Annotated in this window: 25 protein-coding genes and 1 pseudogene; 1 reads left to right on the forward strand and 25 read right to left on the reverse strand. The window is 45.0% G+C overall.

The features are described 5' to 3' along the window. Both L696_RS28125 and melA read right to left on the reverse strand, forming a co-directional pair. Window positions 1-269, reverse strand: a pseudogene (locus L696_RS28125) (glycoside hydrolase family 6 protein); the annotation flags it as partial. Window positions 270-816: 547 nt separating this feature from the next. Further along, window positions 817-2,331, reverse strand: coding sequence for an alpha-glucosidase/alpha-galactosidase (gene melA, locus L696_RS0102955; protein WP_025682321.1), 1,515 nt, complete (start codon window positions 2,329-2,331; stop codon window positions 817-819). 184 nt (window positions 2,332-2,515) lie between these two features. On the opposite strand from melA, the gene L696_RS0102960 reads away from it, so the two are divergent. Beyond that, window positions 2,516-3,361, forward strand: a complete 846-nt coding sequence (locus tag L696_RS0102960; RefSeq protein ID WP_025682322.1) for a Cof-type HAD-IIB family hydrolase — start codon at window positions 2,516-2,518, stop codon at window positions 3,359-3,361. A gap of 407 nt (window positions 3,362-3,768) precedes the next feature. Here L696_RS0102960 and L696_RS0102965 read toward each other — a convergent pair whose 3' ends face one another. The 23 genes from L696_RS0102965 to L696_RS0103065 form a co-directional block, all read right to left on the reverse strand. Continuing rightward, entirely contained in the window at window positions 3,769-4,113 is a 345-nt protein-coding gene (locus L696_RS0102965; protein WP_025682323.1) for a hypothetical protein, read from the reverse strand. 14 nt (window positions 4,114-4,127) lie between these two features. Beyond that, window positions 4,128-4,415 carry a hypothetical protein gene (locus tag L696_RS31360; protein WP_025682324.1) on the reverse strand — a complete coding sequence of 96 codons (288 nt, stop codon included), beginning with the start codon at window positions 4,413-4,415 and terminating at the stop codon, window positions 4,128-4,130. 215 nt (window positions 4,416-4,630) lie between these two features. Next, on the reverse strand, window positions 4,631-4,807 hold the full coding sequence (locus L696_RS30180; protein ID WP_155985298.1) for a hypothetical protein: 177 nt from the start codon (window positions 4,805-4,807) through the stop codon (window positions 4,631-4,633). Next, window positions 4,761-5,051, reverse strand: coding sequence for a hypothetical protein (locus L696_RS0102975; protein ID WP_025682325.1), 291 nt, complete (start codon window positions 5,049-5,051; stop codon window positions 4,761-4,763). The genes L696_RS30180 and L696_RS0102975 overlap by 47 nt, the downstream gene beginning before the upstream one ends. A gap of 9 nt (window positions 5,052-5,060) precedes the next feature. Further along, window positions 5,061-5,318, reverse strand: coding sequence for a hypothetical protein (locus L696_RS0102980; RefSeq protein WP_025682326.1), 258 nt, complete (start codon window positions 5,316-5,318; stop codon window positions 5,061-5,063). 314 nt (window positions 5,319-5,632) lie between these two features. Further along, window positions 5,633-5,851: a hypothetical protein gene (locus L696_RS0102985; RefSeq protein WP_025682327.1), complete on the reverse strand. Its 219-nt coding sequence runs from the start codon at window positions 5,849-5,851 to the stop codon at window positions 5,633-5,635. Window positions 5,852-5,890: 39 nt separating this feature from the next. After that, a complete protein-coding gene (locus L696_RS0102990; RefSeq protein WP_025682328.1) occupies window positions 5,891-6,391 on the reverse strand; it encodes a hypothetical protein in 501 nt (166 codons plus the stop codon). A gap of 33 nt (window positions 6,392-6,424) precedes the next feature. After that, window positions 6,425-6,865 carry a recombinase family protein gene (locus L696_RS0102995; protein WP_025682329.1) on the reverse strand — a complete coding sequence of 147 codons (441 nt, stop codon included), beginning with the start codon at window positions 6,863-6,865 and terminating at the stop codon, window positions 6,425-6,427. Window positions 6,866-7,048: 183 nt separating this feature from the next. After that, window positions 7,049-7,561 (reverse strand): HGGxSTG domain-containing protein, encoded by a 513-nt coding sequence (locus tag L696_RS0103000; RefSeq protein WP_155985299.1) that lies wholly within the window; start codon window positions 7,559-7,561, stop codon window positions 7,049-7,051. 430 nt (window positions 7,562-7,991) lie between these two features. After that, window positions 7,992-8,156 carry a hypothetical protein gene (locus L696_RS31120; protein ID WP_162833904.1) on the reverse strand — a complete coding sequence of 55 codons (165 nt, stop codon included), beginning with the start codon at window positions 8,154-8,156 and terminating at the stop codon, window positions 7,992-7,994. A 20-nt stretch (window positions 8,157-8,176) separates the two neighbouring features. Then, window positions 8,177-8,443: a hypothetical protein gene (locus tag L696_RS0103010; protein WP_025682331.1), complete on the reverse strand. Its 267-nt coding sequence runs from the start codon at window positions 8,441-8,443 to the stop codon at window positions 8,177-8,179. A 4-nt stretch (window positions 8,444-8,447) separates the two neighbouring features. Continuing rightward, a complete protein-coding gene (locus tag L696_RS0103015; protein ID WP_245233272.1) occupies window positions 8,448-8,792 on the reverse strand; it encodes a hypothetical protein in 345 nt (114 codons plus the stop codon). Next, window positions 8,743-8,949 carry a hypothetical protein gene (locus L696_RS31715; protein WP_245233273.1) on the reverse strand — a complete coding sequence of 69 codons (207 nt, stop codon included), beginning with the start codon at window positions 8,947-8,949 and terminating at the stop codon, window positions 8,743-8,745. Before L696_RS31715 ends, L696_RS0103015 begins: the two co-directional genes overlap by 50 nt. A 445-nt stretch (window positions 8,950-9,394) precedes the next feature. After that, window positions 9,395-9,817 carry a hypothetical protein gene (locus L696_RS0103020; protein ID WP_025682332.1) on the reverse strand — a complete coding sequence of 141 codons (423 nt, stop codon included), beginning with the start codon at window positions 9,815-9,817 and terminating at the stop codon, window positions 9,395-9,397. A gap of 13 nt (window positions 9,818-9,830) precedes the next feature. Further along, on the reverse strand, window positions 9,831-10,250 hold the full coding sequence (locus L696_RS0103025) for an EndoU domain-containing protein (RefSeq protein WP_025682333.1): 420 nt from the start codon (window positions 10,248-10,250) through the stop codon (window positions 9,831-9,833). Window positions 10,251-10,415: 165 nt separating this feature from the next. Further along, window positions 10,416-10,610, reverse strand: a complete 195-nt coding sequence (locus L696_RS0103030) for a hypothetical protein (protein WP_025682334.1) — start codon at window positions 10,608-10,610, stop codon at window positions 10,416-10,418. A gap of 523 nt (window positions 10,611-11,133) precedes the next feature. Then, window positions 11,134-11,544, reverse strand: coding sequence for a hypothetical protein (locus L696_RS0103035; RefSeq protein WP_025682335.1), 411 nt, complete (start codon window positions 11,542-11,544; stop codon window positions 11,134-11,136). 9 nt (window positions 11,545-11,553) lie between these two features. Next, window positions 11,554-14,796, reverse strand: a complete 3,243-nt coding sequence (locus tag L696_RS0103040) for a phage baseplate assembly protein V (RefSeq protein WP_025682336.1) — start codon at window positions 14,794-14,796, stop codon at window positions 11,554-11,556. Between the two features lie 20 nt (window positions 14,797-14,816). After that, window positions 14,817-15,245 carry a DUF4280 domain-containing protein gene (locus tag L696_RS0103045; protein ID WP_025682337.1) on the reverse strand — a complete coding sequence of 143 codons (429 nt, stop codon included), beginning with the start codon at window positions 15,243-15,245 and terminating at the stop codon, window positions 14,817-14,819. A 15-nt stretch (window positions 15,246-15,260) separates the two neighbouring features. Continuing rightward, a complete protein-coding gene (locus L696_RS0103050) occupies window positions 15,261-16,685 on the reverse strand; it encodes a hypothetical protein (protein ID WP_049827247.1) in 1,425 nt (474 codons plus the stop codon). Further along, window positions 16,673-17,353, reverse strand: a complete 681-nt coding sequence (locus tag L696_RS0103055) for a hypothetical protein (protein ID WP_025682339.1) — start codon at window positions 17,351-17,353, stop codon at window positions 16,673-16,675. Before L696_RS0103055 ends, L696_RS0103050 begins: the two co-directional genes overlap by 13 nt. Window positions 17,354-17,862: 509 nt before the next feature. After that, window positions 17,863-18,771, reverse strand: coding sequence for an AraC family transcriptional regulator (locus tag L696_RS0103060; RefSeq protein WP_025682340.1), 909 nt, complete (start codon window positions 18,769-18,771; stop codon window positions 17,863-17,865). Between the two features lie 109 nt (window positions 18,772-18,880). After that, the coding region (locus L696_RS0103065; RefSeq protein WP_025682341.1) for an NAD-dependent malic enzyme at window positions 18,881-19,463 on the reverse strand (583 nt) is incomplete at its 5' end.

Raw genomic sequence — 19,463 nt, forward strand, 5'->3', positions numbered from 1 at the left:
AGCCATACGGCTGTCGGGAATGTTTTGACAGTTTGCATTTTAGCTTTCAGATTGGCATCAGTAATCTTGGCAATCGATGTGTCGACACTAGCCGCATAATCAGGACTAACGTATTTTGTCGCCCCTTGATAAGGATTGTCCACATGGGATTCTGCATGTATTTTATCCGTAAATCCTGCACCTGGTAGAAAGCTGCTTGCGACGAGTGATAGCGCAAAAGCATACTTCATGCCTTTACGAAGCACTTGCTTGGTTTTCAATTGCTTCACCTATCTTTCCGTAAATTTTGTTGAATCTTCCTATGTCGGCACCTGATTGTTACATGATTATGTGTGTTACGCCTACTTTCTTCAAAAAAGCGGCGTTCATAGTTGTAATAGGTAAGCGCTTTCTACTTTTTCGCACGCTTACATTTTCCCCTTTTTGTCACCTCCTATGTTAGATTATAGTGAGCTGGAAATCTTCTGTAAATTGAATAAATCAAGAATTAAATTATTAGTTAGGCTATAAATTGCCACTCTGTCGGTCTTTTTTACCGCTATATTTCCCAGGAACCGGTTCCTTTATTTAAAGGTGCATCCGCCCTGTGGCAAGCCCTATGGGCGAATTGGGGCATCGACATGGGAGAAGAGATTTGTAATAACAAGGCTGTATTCTTTAATTTCCGTCGACCCGAATCGACAACCATAAACCTGAAGATATGAAGTGTGAGGGGCGGCTATGCCTAGCGCTCATATCAGAAAAGGGTATTTCCAGGCCATCACGGCACTGAAAATCCCCTTCTACCACTACGACTATTGAAAATGCTCTGGACGTTCAGGCTTCGCTAGTTTGCACCTTTTCACGGTCCTTGCCTTTGTCCGACTCACCAGCATTTTTGTTCGCGGCATCCCGGTCCAACTGCATTTCCTCGACCGTCTTGACCTTGATCCGTGCCGCTCCCTCGTAATCGCGGGTCGGGATCAGGTTGCCAGCAGACAGACGCTCGCGCGCCTCGACAATCGCTGCTCCATATTGCGGCAACCACGCCTCCTGCGCTACCAGCATTTCATCGACCATTTGCCAGATTTCCTTCGGATTGCATACCGCACCCACCAGTGGGTCCATCATGAATGCCTGCCGCAACAGCTTGTCGTCCCCATGTACAGCAGCTTCAACTGCCAACCGCTGCACTGAAATGCTGACATTGCAGACAGCCGCAGGGCCGAGCGGCAGTTCACCCACATGAGACATGGAAATGCCGTTACGATCCACATATCCGGGCGCCTCAATAATCGCATCATCCGGCAGATTGGAAATCACTCCGTTGTTGACGACATTAAAATGTCCCCGGTATACACGTCCTGTTTCCAGTCCTTCAATAATGTAAGAGCCATGCTCTTCACCGCGTTTCTCGGCCTTGTACTCCAGTGGATCTTCCTTCATCCAGTTGGGGAAATCTGTTTCAAACCAGTTACGTCCTTCCGTACATACACGCAGATAGCCTCCCGTTTCTCCATTGATCCAGCTTCCCAGATCAATCCAGTCGAGAATTTCATCCGGACGCTTCCGATACCAGGGAACATACTCGCTTAGATGGCCGTTCGATTCGGTGCTGTAATAGCCAAAACGGCGTAGCATGTCGATGCGTACCTTTTCAGTGCGACTATATTCAGGGTGTTTTTCAAAAGCCTCCAGTAGTCCGGCTGTCAGATCCTTGCCTTCATGTGAAGCCTGAATGTACCACGTCTGGTGATTTATTCCGGCACACACAATGTCCACATCCTGCTTCTCCAAGCCGTATACCTCGGCAATTTGGTGATGTCCATGCTGTACGCCGTGACACAGCCCAATCGTACGTACGCCGCTGTACTTGTTGCAGGCCCAAGTGATCATCGCCATCGGATTCGAGTAGTTCAGCAGCAGCACGTCCGGTGCGCTTAGCTCGCGGATATCCTTGCAGATGTCCAGCATTTCAGCAATACCACGCTGCCCATACATAATACCTCCTGCACACAGTGTATCGCCCACGCATTGATCCACGCCATATTTCAGTGGAATATCTACATCAGTCGCAAAGCCTTCAAGCCCCCCTACCCGGATCGTACAAATTACATATTTGGCATCCTTCAAAGCCACTTTTCGGTCCGTGGAGGACTGTATTTGTATAGACAAACCGTTCTCCCGAATATCTCGCTGACACAGCTCAGTGACCATATCCAGATTGTGCTGATTAATGTCCGTAAAAGCCACTTCAATCTCATTAAATTCCGGCACCGTCAACAGATCTCGCAAAATTCCACGTGTAAAACCGATGCTCCCGGCTCCAATAAAAGCCACTTTAAATGACACGGCATTCAACCTCCAGCGCTAGAATTGTGGTATACCGTCATTGTAGCAATTTGCCAGAGGGAAGCGTTATCAAAATCATGACCAGATTCGTATTTAGGTGTCAAAAATCCTAACCTTTATATCAACAGGAGCCATAATGTAGTAACATAAAAGAAAACGTTCGACAGCAAGGAGCAGCCTGAGAATGAGCAAAAAGATTATCTTTTTAGATATAGATGGAACGCTAGTGGATGATGACGGTATGATTCCCGAATCTGCAAAAGCAGCATGTATCGAAGCAAGGAAAAACGGTCATCTCATTTATTTATGTACAGGCCGCTCCAAAGCGGAGATCTACGATTTCATCATGGAAGTGGGTTTCGACGGAATTATTGGAGCTGGCGGGGGCTTTGTAGAAATCGAAGGTGAGATGTTATATCATCACAAAGTATCGGATGAAGATGTAAAACATATGGTCGATTACTTTAATGAACACGATTTGGACTTTTACCTGGAATCGAACGGGGGACTGTTTGCGAGCAGAAATTTCCTGCCCCATGTGGAACGGCTTATTTATGGTGATGTGGACAATGATCCCGTAGCCCGAGAGAAAAAGGAACACCGCCCGCATCCTTTTATCACCGGTCTAACTATAGGAGAGGACAACCTGTATCGTAGTGACGTGAACAAAGCGTGTTTCTTGGAAAACAAAAACGTTCCTTTCGAACAGATCAAAAAGGAATTCGCGGGGAAATTTGAGGTTATTCAATGTACTGTATCTGCTTTCGGGCAAGACAGCGGGGAACTCATGGTTCCGGGTATCCACAAAGCCGTGGCTATTAAAAAGCTTATTGAGCATTTGGGCATATCCAGGGAAGATACGATTGGTATCGGGGATGGCATGAACGATGCTGAAATGATTGAATATTGTGCGCTAGGAATCGCCATGGGAAATGCCAAGCCGGGCCTCAAAGCCATTGCCGATGACATCACGGACGCTGTAGATGAAGATGGGCTGTTTCATAGCTTTAAAAGGCATGGTCTGATTTAGTGAAGTTATTTTTTATACTTAAGCCCCTGCAGCAGTTTCTGGACTTAAAAATAGTCGGCTTGTATTGAGCAACAGTGTAGTTGGATGCGGTAGATCTTATGACATGAGGTGTGGATAGCTTACTTCTTCAATTTCCACCTTTATTTTACGTGTTCCCTAGTTGTTCCGGCTTGCTTTGAATGTCAATACAACTGCATTTTCCATCCTTTGTTTATCTTCATTGTTTGCTGGATAGATTTTTAGTAATAGATTCTACTAGAGGCAGTTTTAGGACTTTTATACATTTGATTGGAGCATACAAAAAAGCTCATTCCTACTCCATAGTTCAAGTGGGAATAAGCTTTTGAAGGTTTATCAAGTGTTTGTTAGTTGTTTATAAAAATTCCCAACAGACCCAGGGAGGCTATTTATTCAGCAGAAAAGTAACCGTTAATTTCGTCAGCTAGTTCAAGTACTTTCCTCCATTCAGATGAATTTCTAACTGCGTCTATATTCCATTCATCACCTTGTTGTAATTCTACAACTAAGTTTCTTAAAATAGAACTTTTATTCATCATCTCATCACTAATTAGTCCAGCATCGTTTAGTCGTTGCAAGATATCAGCGTGTAAAAAAGAAGTAACCCCAGTGTCAAATTCTTCAAAAATGTTATACCCGATTACCATATCATCCTCGCTTAGTAGATATGTTCCACACTTATTAATCGTATCCACATATAGCTCCATAAGTTTTGCTATAGATATTTTCTCCATCCAACAAATCTCCCTTATTTTTGAATAATCGTAGCTTTATCGCCAGGTAACGGTTTATAATCAGATCCTACCACCTTGACTTTACCTGTTTGCCCACTGGAGAATCCAATGTATGACCCTTCATGCACTCCTCCTCCTGGATGATAGAATACTGACTTATCGCCGTTTGTAAATTTCCAGCCAGTACCGGCAGAGCCATACGTACCTTTCGTCCATCCATCTCCAAGAGTCCTTCCAACTTTATCAGCTGATTTTCCCCATAAAGCTTTGGGATTACTTAGTATATCATCGTAAGATTTCAACTCTGTTACCCATGTAGCATTTCCGTTACCATACTTGCTCTTGTAGTATTCATTCCATTCTGCTCCTGTTCTAGGTATCTTTGCAGAATTACCCGTCCCCTAAGTCTTCCGACTATCTACAGCACCCTGATAATGCTGAGTATCATTCAAATTCATCAATCGGACGATTGACTCCTTGCCCGCCTTTGTTCGTTTCCGTTGGCTTCGGCTTTGGTTTAAATTATTGGGATCAAACTTAGGAATTTTGACTGGCCCAGCAGCGCCTTGTTCTGTTCGATAATAAACTTCTCCAGCGTATCTTCCTGCGGAACATCCAGCTTGATTTCTCCACGCTTAATAGCTTCATTAATACGCGATACTGGCTGCCGCCGCTTCCTGATCGGTATAGCCATTTTTACTCAATACCCACATATTTTTGACCATACGCTTGCTGTATTGACTAAAGTCGTAGGTCGGAGCAGAAGGCGCAGGAGGCCTCAACAAATCCTTCTCCCAATGCAGCGCCATATCCGTACTATACCGCTGCCTCTGCTTCATCTCATCCTTCATAGCTTGAATGAGCTCTTCGGCGAGCGGTGTTCTGCCGAACAAACTGGCGGTGGTGTACGCCTTGCCCAGTAGCGGGCCGCCCATCATGGACAAGAGCTACTGTTCGAGCAATCCTGATGCAGACAGTCCTCGAGGCCTTACCGGCCTAGTTCTTCCCGTTAAAGGCCGTGCACCCGCAATCGCCACAGCGGCCGCAGCCATCGGCACACTCACGCCCAGGACCGGAATCATGTCCACTACCGCAAGCCCCAGCTGCAATTTCCCCAATCGAGTCCCTAATAGGTTGGCTATGGGCGCTGACACAGCATCAGTTCCGCCAGTCACTCCGGTCTGGGCAGAGAACTTGGTCCCCACAGAGGCAGAATCGCCACCTTCCGCACCAGAAGCACCCGACGAATCGCCGGGAGTCGGAGCGCCCGCAATTGGCTGCTCCCGCTATTACCTGTTCACGTTTTGCCATTCGTTCCGTCCTCTTTTGATTTTGGGCATGCAAAAAAAAGCTCATTCCTACTCATGAAACAAGTTGGAAAGAGCTTTTAAAAGTTACAAGTGTTTGTGAATTGTTTAGCGTTTGGTTTGTAGGTTGTATATTGTACGATCTTGTTAATGGGATTGTAAACTCCGTTTACACAAACTATTTTTCAGACTCAGTAAATACAAGTTAATGTTTACTTTTTTATTGACTCGACAATTTGTTGAGTTCCGCTAAATATAATATCACGAATAATCTCTGTATAACTAGTGTACTCATCAGAGTTGTCCATGATTATATCTAAGGCCTGCTTAAATTTCCCATCGACCATTATTGTGATCCCCTCTACTTCTTGTCCAGTCTCACCGTTAACAAATTTTTCACTTAATAAGTTTAATTTATTGTATTTCCCCAAATAAATCCCTCCTTCACTTTTGATTAAATTGCCCTACTGTTAATAGTGAAAGTAATCTTTTCCATCTATTACCCAGTATCTTTCCTGCATTGGTACTTTGACTATGAAGTTTTCATAGACTCCACTCCAACCATCAGGTGTGTAGTTCTCAAAAGATGCAGGTTCAGGGAAGTATGACATTAACAGCTTGTTATCAAAATCAACTAATAATGACGGAGTGAGCCCAGTAAGAAAGTTTTTGTCTTCTGAGTTAGTATATTCTAGCTTTAATACTAATTCGCTCAACTCAACTTTACTTACCTTCAATTCACTTATCTCATACAAAAATTTATATGCAGATTTTTCATCGAGTACTGCAATATCAAAACGATCCGAATAGTCACCTTGGTCAGGAAGTTTATACCCTTTATCTAAATATGCATTTTCTAATTTAATTAAATCTAAATACCAGTATTCCTTTTCTGTAACATACCAAGTCCATTCATTATTAAGTATTACTGCAACGATAATGTTTTCACCGTACTCTATATTTACTTTCATTAGATCACCTGCTAATCGAATTTTCTAATAAACTCAATCACCCACATCTTTTATTATCCTACCATTTTTCGCATATTCCTCAAACCATTCAGACCATATTGGAGGAAACTCGTATGAATCACCTGGTGTGCTTGGATCTACAACCTTAGGAGCATGCCCACCTTGATTCAATGCATTTTTCTTATACCCTTTTTGCGGAATTGCAGTTTCCTTAACAAAATCGTCAAGCCATTTTGGCATATCAAACGCTACTATTTCCCCACCAGGACGTTTTTCCTTAAGGAAGCATTCTGCCCGTTCCTTGGTATTGCCGCTGATGCCTTCATCCTTGAAGATCGCTGCCAGTTGCCAGCCCTGACTCACGCAGAAAGCCTCAATTTGTCTCACTTGCTCACCAATCGATGTATTCTCCATCTGGCTGTCCGAGAAGATACGCACATAGCCTACCCATTTCTTAACCTTTGTCTCTCCCATGTGCCCCCTGTTTTTTGTAACACCATACGACCTTACGGAAGGCAATTACAACCCTTTTTATCCTTTTCGCCGCTTATTAACCATGATCACGGTAAGGCATTTTTACATTCATTTTTGGCTGTCAAGCCTTCTGCGGTAGTAAAAAGGAGCGAAACAAAGCGAATGCTCTGTCTGCTCCTGTCTTCATCGTTGCAACCTGTCTTTTCTCGCTCGTTCCAGAATCTCTACCAACTGGTCTAACGATCCGTCACTTTTCTGCTTCTGCATATCCCTGAGCTTGCCGTTCTCCCGAATCAGTGCCGCGACATTTATCTGAACTTTGGTGATGGCATCTTCAATGGCTCTGATTTCAGCAGGGTCAGGCTTGTCCTTCTGTTCCTCCTGCTGGATGCGCCATAACATGCGTCTGATACGTAATGCTGAAAGCCGATACTCGCTATCCACCTGTACATTTGGGTCGGTTGAAACCTGATGGTATAGCTCCTGTTCTTCCTCGGTTAGCGTATCCATCCAGATCGTTTCGTACAATCCGTGCTTCAAGGCGTTTTTGTTGCCCTTTAAGCTCTGGCTATGTTTCGCCTTGTCCTTCGGCCCCGTGGATTTTCCACCATGAAACCTGCACCTTCCATTCCCTAAGGCTGCTTTCTTACAAGGCTCTCCGTTTTTCGTCTTCGCTCCGCACAGCCGTTTTCCCATCCTTTCACCGCCTAACCTCATATCATGGGGTATCGTTTCCCTGACCGGGGGGAGGGCATCTTGCCTCCAAGTTGTTTGTCTATCCGTTTTCACTACATGTTCAATATTCTTGTTCATCCATTAAGCATGATTCTTCTAACAGTTTTCTCCTACTCTCTGCCCTCTGCTTCTGATGTAATTGAAATGCCTTAAGCTGATCTGTTTGAGCGATGAACGTCAGACAATCAAAGGCTATACGTGTTAGCTCTGCTTACGTTTCGCTCTCATGTAGTAGCACTTCCCATAAGAACTCTTCGTGTTCGTCATTGTGTTACTTCCTCCTGCGACTGTCGTATTTGGTTGCTCTCGTAGTTTCGTGCCTGCTGTGGTAAAGTGTCCTTGGTTGTACGTTTGAATCGGTGCACTGCCAAAGAGCGTTGGGCTGCATGGGTTACACTCGGGATTGCTGTGCCTTGCGCTCCCAGTATCTGCGCTCGTACTCTTTCGCTTTCAAACGGTTCTCCGGCTTCTGCCGCCATTTTCGTCGATATTCTCGTTCGTATTGTCTTCTATATTCCCGACGTGCTTCCAATGCTTCCGGGCTTAGGTTCAACATCTCTCTATTCCTCCCTCTGGTTACGTTCTGCCTGTAACGCTATTCATCGTTTCACGTATTGCGTCCTGAACCGTCACTCTCAATTCTTCTGTTGAGCCTATATCATCAACTTCAATGACTTCACTATCATCTACGATCTCAATTACAAAGCTACCGCTGCTCTTGTTGGCCTGCATCGTATAGGCTCCCTTCTCCATAATCAGTTCAATTCGTATGCCTGTGCCCTTAAGATTCTGCAACAGATCGCGCATCACGCCTTGATATTTTTGAGGTATCCCGTTATTCATTCACCTAGCCCTCCAGTTCTGCAAGCTGAGCCACTTTTTCAGCCAATACTCGCCTTGTTTGTGCCAGACGCTCTTCTGCATCCTGAACCATTTTCACCGCCGCTGCCTTTGCATCTTCAAGCTCATGCTCCTGCCATGCTAGAACGGTCTGGTTATACTGCACAAGCTGCTTGCAATCGGATGCTTCTTTTTCTAGTCTGTCTATGAGTTCTAGTGCTTGCCGGCGCGGCAGTCCATCCTTCTGCTCTGCCACCGTATCCAAATGCTCCGCTCGGTTCAACAACTGCTGAATCTCTTCGCTAACCTGAAAATCTGTACGCTGATTGCTGTAACACTGCCGACTGTTCACGTAATTCCCTTGCTTGCTGACAGTAACTACGAATGTCGTCCATAAACTGTTCGTATGCTACACGGGCAAGTGCAATAGACCGCACTTCCTTTTCTCCTTCCTCTACTGGTTGCTGTTTCTTCAGTTCTTCTGCCACTACCTGTTCACGTTTTGCCATTCGTTTCGTCCTCCTTTGATTTTGGACATGCAAAAAAAGCTCATTCCTACTCAAGGTTCAAGTGGGAAAGAGCTTTTGAAAATTTATCAAGTGTTTGAATCATTTAGTGTTTGGTTTTTTGGTTGTATTGTATGATCTTGTTGTCACTTTGTAAACCTACCTAATTTTTCACTTTTTTGATTGATTGATTGGTTTACTCAACTCAGTGTGGAATTTTCACAAATTTTAAATATCTTGTCCATAAGTAAATGCATTTGGTCTTACTGTTTCGGATATTCACCAATAAATTCCATACATTTCTTTCAAACAATTATAGAAATCTGAACTGTTCATAATGATTTCGTTATATGAAGCAGTGTTAATAAATATCATTATAAGTCAATTAGAAATAATAAGTTTTGCAGCCTATTGTTATGAAAATTTAACAACTCATATATTATCATCTCTATTGTAATTTATTAAGAAACTCCCTACATATTCTACCTGACATATTATCAATTGATGCCATTTTTCTCAATTTCTCCATAAGTTCATTGTTATTTATTATACAATTTTTATTATTATCATTAATTAAAAATCTTAAAGAATCAATACACATTTCAAATAGTTCTTTGTCTGTTGTTTCAATAAGTGATAATATTATATTAATTTCTCTTGCATCATTTTCTTCTTCAAAGCAATATACTACTCTTTTTTGCCACTCTAACGACTTATCCATTATATTTTTTCCTAGCAATTCCCAATCTATTTCAGAAAATTTTTCCAACAAGGTCATCGCATCATTTACTCCAACATCATACCAATAATCATCTGAAGCATTCTCTCCAGACATTTCAGTTATTAATTTGTCAAATTCTTCATATTTCATAAATTTGCCTCCACTAATTTATCGGTTCAAATCCTGGCGTTGGTTTACCTCCCACCGGATATCCAGCAGTAATGTTATTGCCTTCTTTAATAACATCTATTTCAACACCATCTACAGTACCGCTATGCAAAGTTGTAGTTACCCCATCTGAAGTACGACTTCCAACTGCTGGTGTATCGCTAATTTTTTTTGTAGAGCTTATAATTTTCTCATCACTCCATGAATCAGGAAATACTGTGCTTTTTTTAAGCTTTGCGAGAGTTCCATCTGGAAACTGATAATAAAATTGAACAAATTTAGTTCCATCTGGATTCTCCCTGAGAACTTCTACTGCATAATTAGGATTTGCATCATTTACCACATTAGACGAATGCCCCCCTCTAAGTCCATTTTTACCTGGTATTCTCTCTCCCCCTAATATTTTTTGCTCCATCTCTGGTGATAAGTAAGATTCACTAGCTTTCCCCGTCCCCTAAGTTGTAATCTTAAACTGGGAAATAAGGAAGGTGGCAACTTAGTTGCCAATTAAAACTATTATATCAGCTTGCTTGACGTTCTGTCAGAGCCGCCGCCGCGATGTACGGCGTTCTATTCTTCATCATGCTGTAGATGATCTGACCAGAATCAGCTTCTCATACAGATTAAGCCCGTAGCACCGATGAATTTTATGTGGAAGGATGGTGTATCCCTTGTGATGTCCTGTAAAGTTGCTCTCCTTGGCAACTTCGTCCATGTACGCATTAGCGGCTTTGGTGTTCTTAACGAGCCAGAAGTCATTGTACTTCGTCTTCATATGCAATACCTTCCTTCTTGTGCTATTATGCCGCCACTGGACGGCTGTGGAGTAGGGAAGGAGGCTAGCCCGAAACGTATCCTTACCTGTTCTATGTCAACTGGTCGTCACCAGATTGTTCGTTCACGATAACCATCGCGGCAAGTAGCCCATTCGTTGCGGACAATTTGCAGATAAGTCCTGACAATATTAATGGTCGGGCTATCTATCTCAAAAGATGCTTTGCCTTTTCATCCTCCCTATCGGGGCGGCGTATTCTACAGTTGCGTAGCATTTTGAAAAATCTGTGAGAAAACGAAGATAACAAAAAACAGGTCAATTATGGTGGTATCTGACCATAATCGACCTGTTCAATGTGTCGGAATAGCACTTTTTAGGGTATAAAATTCAAGCATTTATGTGCGTACAACCGAAATGAAGAAATCTTTATACGGGTATTACATGGGTTATTTGTGTTATTAGTTGAATGACGGGTTTATTCGGCACTGGGTAGCCCCACCAAAAGAAGAAACTGGAGCGATACTTAGAAAGTTTCTTCTGTTACAGCCTTAAAAGGAGCGTGTCCGGTTTCTGCATTCCTTAATAAAGTCGGCTTTCTAAACCTTAAACTGCACCGCAACTTATAAATAGCCGTGTCTTCATTCATTTCGACGAAGATTACATCTATCCATATTGGTACTAATGGTTGTAATCCACAAAGTATATTTACAGTTTTATCTAATGTTAATCGCTTATTCCCAATGTTTTCTTCACTTAAAATGTTTAGCCTCATCATATCATCTGCACCGTTTAGCGGCTTGTCCTTTTCTTTCACAGGCTCTATAACAAATTTACAATCGGTAAAAATCAGCCCTTTCTTTCTTGATATTTCCTCAATAGTTTTTAATAAATTTTCTCTGAAAATATCTTTATTCATCTGTTTTATCTCTTCCACGTTCATCACCTACTTTATCTGAGTGCTAGAAATCTTAACAAGTTCATTTGTGTTAACGTAACCCGAAGGAGTTGTTTCTATGGTGTAAATTTCAAGCCATGCATTTTTAGTTTTTACCCCTGCTTGCTCAAGAACTTGTGGGAATAATTTTGCTTGCTCAACTGAAGGAGTATAGTGACCGGATAAGTTAGATATGCTTCGGACTTGTCCTTGACCATTAAGTTTTAGCTTTCCTGCTGATTGAACAGACTCCCCATTTGCCAAAAAGGAATGCCCTCTCCCAATATGAAGTTTTCCATTCATGTCTACAACAAAATCCACTTCGGTAAGACCATTGGTATTTTTCAAGTATCCATTTTCGATATTGAAAGAAAACTCTTTTCCAGTTTGAATATCATCTGGAAACCTATTATTGATTTGTTGAACAGGTTTAACATTCCCCGTCCCCTTAGTCCCAAGTTTAACTTCTTGCTCGAGTATATTCTTCGATTGCTGTTTCACTGGGACACTATTCGAAATTATTTCCTCAGTTATTTGTTTCTTGCTCGACTGTGAGAAAAACTGTTTAAATTCTTCTGCACTTGGACCACGTCCTCCGCCTCGTCCATCAAATACAAAAGGACCTTCCGTCATGTTAGATAATGACATCCACTTTTGCTCTTCTTTAGATATACCTTCTTTATTCGATAAAATCAAAAAGTCGCCAGGATAACTTTCCTTCCAATCCTTATAATATTTTAAATCAGGATCACCATTTTGTTTGAGCACCACTCGATTTGCTGCCCAATAACTTCCTTCCGGTATATCAGGTCTGTAGTCCTCATTAACTGTTTTATAAACATACGTTCCACGAATCCCCCACTTCTTTTTATCTTCCTCAGTAGGCTCTATCCTTTCCTGTGCACTCATCTTTCCCCAAGGTTGTTTTTGAGGTTGTTCAGTCTTTTTGGGCTTCCAGCCCGTTCTTACTTCAAGCGGAACTTTGTGATACTCCGTGTTCAGCTTGTCCATATTATGGGCTAGGTTTTTGATTAATTCCCCTAATGATCTGGAACTGGCGACGTTGCGGGCTGACGTCCATACTTTGCCTCTGTAAGCGGCGGCGTAGCGTTGACTGACGCCGTTCTTTTTATAAGCAGCTACCCGGCGGTTAAAGGCTGCGGCTTCCCGCGCCAGATTCCTTCCGCCCAGCACAGCCCAGCCTCCTGATGGCACGCCTGCCAGCATGGATAAACCAGCGGCCGCATACTTCAAGGCACGGGTTGGCCCTCCCTTGGCAACATCGCGGCGAATGGAGGTGAGCTTGCTGCTCACTATCCGCGCAGGCGTTCCCAATACGGGAACCGTACCGATGATACTCAGCGCCTTCTGAGCTACGTTCAGTATCCCTCCAAGCAGGTTTGCCTTCGGCGATGCAGAAGCAGCGGGGGAGGTATTTGCCTTCCCAGCCTTGCTGCTGCCTGAACCCTGTTCGCTCGGAGAACCTGCTCCTGCTCCGCCAGTACTCTTCGGCGCATGGGCGGCCTGATACGCCTTGATCGACATCAGCGGCGGTTCTGGCACGGGTTCCAGATCAGCGACGAAAACCGGACGCTTGATTATCCCATCCAGCTTCACTCGCGACGAACGAATATCCGTCTCTCCGTCTATCACCATACTGCTGCTGCCTGCTTGCAAATAAATGGCCTCGTTTGCCGTAATGTCCAATGTGTCCTCCGCGTGGATCGTTAGCCCCCGTTTGGCTGCAATTGACAGCGCATGGTCACTGTATACCTGTATTCCCTTCGCATCAAGTGAAATATATACGCTATTCATTTTAGCTGATACCAGCAACTCTTGCGCGCTTAGCTTAACCAGCTTGTCATGAGGAGTGCCCCAGTATTTAATGTCCGGATTGCCCAACTCGGGTACAGGCTTGCCACTGCGCCTCACAGACCCGGCTGCAAAACCATCCGACTCCTGCAAGGTCGGGAACTGTACCTGCACCATGTCTCCTTTTTCGGGCATCACATACCAGCCGCTATGGCCCTCTGCACTATAGCCTGTTGCATAGGGGAACCAGCATGCCTTTTCCCGTTCCTGTACAGCATCTATGGTAAGATGTACACGAACCTGATCCCGCTCAACTTCCAATACCCGACCCTCTAGGGAGGCTCCCCTCACTGAACCGTTCCAGATAGGCTTTTGCCGAATTTCATCTTCAGAAACCAGTGTATAGGTATGTAAAAACAACCCCCGGTCCATCCGGGACACGATATCCGCAACGAGCAGTTCCTTGCCTTTAAAAGAGAGTACATCTCCGGGGCGGAAATATCGTGCACTCTCCACAGTATAGGACGTACCATAGGGGGTGTTGGCTTCGTTATGGCGCATACCTATTTGAATCCCCGGCTGTCTATGCCACAGGTCTGCTCCCCCAGGCAATGCTCTACCCATGAAGCCATCCACGCTGACAGCAGATAGCCCCTCACTGCTGCTTGAATCACTCCAAAAATATTTTATTCCGTCGTCCACAGGCCCCGATCCTGGAAGAGGGCCGCCAAGGATTGCTTCGGCTTCGTACACCGACGATGCTCCATATGACAAATCGTCCCCGTCAGAAAAAGCTCCATCTGCGTCGACAAAGCTTTTTCTTGAGTGATACGGGACCTCATCCAGTGTTGCGGGTCGTCCCTCGGGAATACCGAACCAGAACTTGGGGCCATCTGCGGCAGCCTCAGGCACAAGCACAGCTCCAAATCTGGAAGCCATCCTTTTCAAAAATGCCCAGTCTGTTTCTCTGTACTGCAATGTCAAAGCGCCCAGTCGGGTATCCCCGCTGACTGTATCGATCACATCTGATCCTGTATAACCAGCAAGCACCTGCTTCAGCAGCTGCCCATACGTCATGGTATGGTCTTGAAAAGACCGGGTCACGGGCCTAACATCGAGTTGAATCGTATGCGATATGGCCTCTAACTGCACATAATGAATGCCGTGTACCCGCTTCAGCGTGATACGCGTCATTTGTCCATGGAACAACGTACGCAGCCGCTGGCCATCCTTGTCCCTTTCGATGACTTCAACCGGTTCGGCTTCACTCTCCAGCTCCATAAACCGTTCCTGCTTTTCCTCCGGCACGATGCCACTTACTACCAAACGAACATGGTCACCTAATCTGCGCTCGATGCGAATGTCTGTCATGGTTTGCAGCGGAACTTTACTTAGCAATTCCACATGACGGTAACCGGATGTTTCCTGCACCTTATCCATTTGATGAGAAACCCCCACTATCAGTCCAGATTCTGCCCGTCATTTTCAATCGTTATTGCTCCGCAATACAGGCAGGTATTGGTACAATGCTCCAGCAAGGCAGGCTGTCCCTCGACGAGCACATCCTGCTTGCCCCCAATCCAAGGTCGAAGAATGACCGGAACACAAGGCGCCTTCTTCACACCGAAAATGTCCACCATCTGGCTATTTTGAACCGCCGGATTAGCCGGGCTAAAACAGTTCCCGAACCCAGAAATATGAACTCCCGGTTCGTGATCCCCCACATTCATCTGGGCCTTGTCCTTGATGTAAACACCGTGGCTAAGCGGACGCTTGAGCCGGGTGGGTTGTGTACCGCAATTGCATTTCAAAATAGCCCCTGCAACCACATATCCTTTTTTTGCACCTGATCCGGCCTGGATGGTCATGGGTGCTTTTTCTTTTGTCATGGTCTGCTTCCTCCGTCAATTCGTTTTGACCTCGCTGCCAACGACCGATGTGTCACCACCGAGTGTAATATGACTGCTGCGGCTGGACAGGTTGATTTCCTGACCAGCGGAAATGGTTACCTTTTGACCTGCCTCCATATGGATATTACCGCCTGCCGAAAAATGAATATGTTTGTTGCTCACCATATGAATACCGTCACCTTGGTTCAGCTTGATGAAAACAGCACCGTCCTTGCCAGTAATTACCACCTCGTCTGGTGTCAATCGGATTTCCTTACCATGAGGCGTTCGGAATATTTTTACGTCCGGATGCTTCAAGTCATTGTGACCGCCATCCCCCCGATCCTGCCGGGCCGAGCTACTGGCGATGCCCTCATCATCATGATGGTTCGGGAAATAAATACGCACTTTATCCCCCAGTTCAGGCATCACATACCAGCCGCTATGCCCCTCGGCGCTATACCCTGTTGCATACGGAAACCAGTGGGCTGTATTTTTGTCCTGCTCCGGGTCGATATCCAGTTGTACTTTAACCCGATCACGTTCGACAGCGATCACTTTTCCCTCCAGAGACAGACCCGTTAGCTGCTCGTTATAATACGTTTTCTGTCGCAACCCCTTATGTGTCGTCAAGGTATATGTGTGCAGCAGCACGCTCTGGGTCATACGAGTTTGTGCCTCGTATACATATAGCGTTTTGCCACGGAATTGGATTTCATTGCCCAGTTCCAGCAACTGTTCTGTTTCAACGGTGTAATCGAGAAAATCCTGCTCATCCACCGAGGTAGTATCATTTCCTGCAAAGTAGCGATATGCCGAGATTCTTTTGCTTACCGTGTAATGATAATTGTCCAGTTGAACGGCTGCTCCGCTTTCCTCAATGCCAAAATGGAACTTTGGGGTATCAAATATGGCCGCGGGCATAAGGGAGGTATGGTAATAGGAAGCCAGCCGCTTGAGAAAAGCCCAATCAGTCTCGCGGTACTGCACCCACATCCGCCCGATCGACGCTCCCCCGGTGGCCGAATCCATGATGTCCAAGCTAGGATAAAGAAGCGAAATACGACGCAGCAGTTCACCCACCTTCATATTTTTGTCCTGAAAAGAACGACTTTGGGGGCGCACATCCAGCCTGTAGGTATGCGACACAGCCTCTACCTCCAGGTAGTACACATCTCGTACCGCCTTCACTTCAATTGCCAGCACTGTTCCGCTAAACAAGGGAACCTCTGTGCCATCCTCTGCCAGCTGCGAGATTCCAACAGGTGAGTCAAATTTGGTCATATCCACATAAGTGTCTTTTAGTTCCTCCGGCACGATAGCGGTAAAACGCAACCGGGTATGGTCATTTAGACGCTTAACCAGATAGAGCTCCTGTACATTGATAAGCAAATAAGGCGTGATTTTTAGATTAGAATAGGTGGTGCTTATCTGCTCCATGTTCCTTCTCCTTCAGCCTCACTAGGCAGGATTTTTAGTGTGGTCATCATACGTTGAGCGACCGGACGCCATGTGTCCATACGTTCCTCCGTACAGTTAAATGAGCATATAAGCGCATGCCCTTCCAGAGCTGCAAAAAAGGTCAAATTATACAGACGCGTATTCAAAGCCGGAGTCATAAATTCACAGTATCCGACCCGTCGTCCGTGCACCTTGTACATACCGTCTGCATACCATTCCGTCAACTTTTGCGTGTGGTGCAAAATGTAGATCATCTCGCTGGTGAACGCCTCTAGCTCTTCATCCATCAGTTCGCTTGCTGTCAGGTTAAAAGAAAAATTGATCTCCCCAGTTGGATCGGTCAAAATGAGCGGTGGACGATAACTCGAAGGATATTTAAGTTCGATCTCCCGCTCGCTCATCTCGGTGAATGTTCGGGGCAACCACATCGAAATTTTGTCGTTTAGCAAAGGACGTTCTGCAAAAGCAATTCGTTCTCCGTCCAGCATCATAAGTGGATGAAGCTCCATTTCCCTTTTCTCCAGTTCCAAGCTGCTCTCAGACTCTATGTAATTGTGTAAATCCGATTTTGGAAGACCTGATGCACCCTTTTGTTCCTTCCGTGCCGCATTGATCATGGCTACAATTTTCTCATCCATATGTCCCATCGTCGATAAATACTCCTTTATATGTCTAATCTTGATACTCATTTCGTGGAACTTTTTAACACAATTGAATCCAAAGAACCATTTGAATTCCAATTTATCCCTTACATTATAGGTATCATACGGAGCGTCTTTGTTATTGTCAATTTATAACTATTATAAGATAAATAAGATATAAGACCTATTTTCATGCATAAAAATGAAATATTTACTATGATTCAGATTCTTTTTACCCAGAGTAAGCATCCATATTTGTGAAAACACGTCTTCATTTACATAGAAACAAAGGTAATTTACCTATATTCCTCTTAAATTTAATATAATCATATGAATTTTAACTCCCAAAAAATGATTCTTTAGAACCTGAATCAAATTTCCTATTTCCGAGATTAATAGCGAATAATTAACGGATTTCTATGGCCTTACGATCATTTCCAAATCAAAAAAAGCTCCCTTCTCTGTCAGGTGAGCTCCTCAGGAATAGGTATTAAATTGAAAATTTTATAGTGAATTCAGCCTCTTTCCTCCTCCGCATAGTTCCACACATGGCGTTCCACAGCAGAGCGGTATTCAACGGGCGTCTTGCCTGTGTGCTTTTTAAATAACATATGAAAATACTGCCTGCTGCCCACACCTACGTAATCGGCAATTTCCTGAATGGGAATGTCCGTTTGCTGAAGCAGCATTTGGGCCTTGTCCATTCGCAGCATCGTTAAATACGCGGTGAGCGTTTGTCCAGTATGTTTTTTGAAAATACGGTGCAAATACCCCGGATGCAGATTCACGGCTGCTGCCATGTCCTTGACCACAATATCCCGGTCATAGTTCAGATGGAGAAATTCAAGGCACCGTTTGATATACAGATCCATTTGCTGCGTGTTGCTACGTTCTGCCTCTTCCCGTAGACGCGCAATTCGGACCAGCATTTGCATAAAAAGCAGCTCTGCCATTGCACCCGGCTGTTCTTTTCGTTGGTCCAGCTCCAGCACGAGACTTTTCAGCGCATAATATACCTCTTCCGGGTCCGATAGTACCAGATACGGGAATGGACGCGATAGTAAGTCCGTAACCTCCTGCTCTTCCCCTGCCATTTGTCGGATAGACGGCCCTACCCTCACTCCCTCCGTAAAACCAAACTCTACGTTCAGCATCCGGCACGGTTGATCTCCCTCCACCACCAGCCGGTGCGATACGCCAGCGTCCAGCAAAATAAACTCACCTTTACGCAGCGTAATGCTTTCCGCCTTCCCTCCCGTTTGTACATCCACCCTGCACAAGCCGGAAATCATGTACATGATTTCGGTAGAATGATGATCATGGTACGGCATGGTGTAATCGTGCCATTGCTTGTAATAGTAAGCAAAAAAACGGGGAATATAATCCCCGTCCCGTAACCGTTGCTCAAACAAACTTCCGTTCATCCCCGCACCTCCGCAAAATAGATAAGGCTAACATGGCAACTTATCTGCAACCGCTCTATTTTCACAGTTTAACAGACCGAACCATGTTATTCTATTTGGTTCCATCGGACTATCTGAAATCTGGCGGGATACGACGGGCCGTTCCGGTCAAAATAGCGGCCTCAATCACAGCATATCTCACCTTGATAACAACCTGCTCATTGAATATGCTTGGGATAATGTATTGCTCGTTTAATTCCCGTTCGCTCACAACGGCTGCAATGGCGCGGGCGGCGGCTAATTTCATCGGCTCGTTAATACGGCGTGCGCGGCAATCGAGCGCTCCTCTGAAAATTCCCGGAAATACAAGCACGTTGTTGATTTGATTGGGATAGTCACTGCGTCCTGTCGCAAACACGCGAACATGCGGTATCGCTTCTTCGGGCGCTATCTCCGGGTGCGGGTTGGCCATAGCAAAAATGATACTATCCGCGGCCATGCGCTGAACATCTTGGGCATTCAGCAGGTCCCGCCGGGATACGCCAATGAACACGTCCGCATCACGAATGACTTCTTTTAACATGCCTGGCTCCGGCTCCACTTGAGGCTGATCCGCCAGCCACTGCCACATCGGATGGGAATAGGTCCCGCCACGTACAATAGCTCCATCCCGGTCTACAGGCACAAGCCGGCTTACACCGGCGGCGAGGAGC

The sequence above is a fragment of the Paenibacillus maysiensis genome (assembly GCF_000520815.1).
GTDB lineage: Bacteria > Bacillota > Bacilli > Paenibacillales > Paenibacillaceae > Paenibacillus > Paenibacillus maysiensis.

Bases quoted from the DNA above. Each gene is read 5' to 3' on its own strand.
- L696_RS0102960 (WP_025682322.1), top strand. From the start codon at position 2,516: ATGAGCAAAAAGATTATCTTTTTAGATATAGATGGAACGCTAGTGGAT.
- L696_RS0102965 (WP_025682323.1), bottom strand. From the start codon at position 4,113: ATGGAGAAAATATCTATAGCAAAACTTATGGAGCTATATGTGGATACG.
- L696_RS30180 (WP_155985298.1), bottom strand. From the start codon at position 4,807: ATGGCTATACCGATCAGGAAGCGGCGGCAGCCAGTATCGCGTATTAAT.
- L696_RS0102975 (WP_025682325.1), bottom strand. From the start codon at position 5,051: ATGATGGGCGGCCCGCTACTGGGCAAGGCGTACACCACCGCCAGTTTG.
- L696_RS0102990 (WP_025682328.1), bottom strand. From the start codon at position 6,391: ATGAAAGTAAATATAGAGTACGGTGAAAACATTATCGTTGCAGTAATA.
- L696_RS0102995 (WP_025682329.1), bottom strand. From the start codon at position 6,865: ATGGGAGAGACAAAGGTTAAGAAATGGGTAGGCTATGTGCGTATCTTC.
- L696_RS0103000 (WP_155985299.1), bottom strand. From the start codon at position 7,561: ATGGGAAAACGGCTGTGCGGAGCGAAGACGAAAAACGGAGAGCCTTGT.
- L696_RS31120 (WP_162833904.1), bottom strand. From the start codon at position 8,156: ATGTTGAACCTAAGCCCGGAAGCATTGGAAGCACGTCGGGAATATAGA.
- L696_RS0103010 (WP_025682331.1), bottom strand. From the start codon at position 8,443: ATGAATAACGGGATACCTCAAAAATATCAAGGCGTGATGCGCGATCTG.
- L696_RS31715 (WP_245233273.1), bottom strand. From the start codon at position 8,949: ATGGCAAAACGTGAACAGGTAGTGGCAGAAGAACTGAAGAAACAGCAA.
- L696_RS0103020 (WP_025682332.1), bottom strand. From the start codon at position 9,817: ATGAAATATGAAGAATTTGACAAATTAATAACTGAAATGTCTGGAGAG.
- L696_RS0103025 (WP_025682333.1), bottom strand. From the start codon at position 10,250: ATGGAGCAAAAAATATTAGGGGGAGAGAGAATACCAGGTAAAAATGGA.
- L696_RS0103030 (WP_025682334.1), bottom strand. From the start codon at position 10,610: ATGAAGACGAAGTACAATGACTTCTGGCTCGTTAAGAACACCAAAGCC.
- L696_RS0103040 (WP_025682336.1), bottom strand. From the start codon at position 14,796: ATGGATAAGGTGCAGGAAACATCCGGTTACCGTCATGTGGAATTGCTA.
- L696_RS0103045 (WP_025682337.1), bottom strand. From the start codon at position 15,245: ATGACAAAAGAAAAAGCACCCATGACCATCCAGGCCGGATCAGGTGCA.
- L696_RS0103050 (WP_049827247.1), bottom strand. From the start codon at position 16,685: ATGGAGCAGATAAGCACCACCTATTCTAATCTAAAAATCACGCCTTAT.
- L696_RS0103055 (WP_025682339.1), bottom strand. From the start codon at position 17,353: ATGGGACATATGGATGAGAAAATTGTAGCCATGATCAATGCGGCACGG.
- L696_RS0103060 (WP_025682340.1), bottom strand. From the start codon at position 18,771: ATGAACGGAAGTTTGTTTGAGCAACGGTTACGGGACGGGGATTATATT.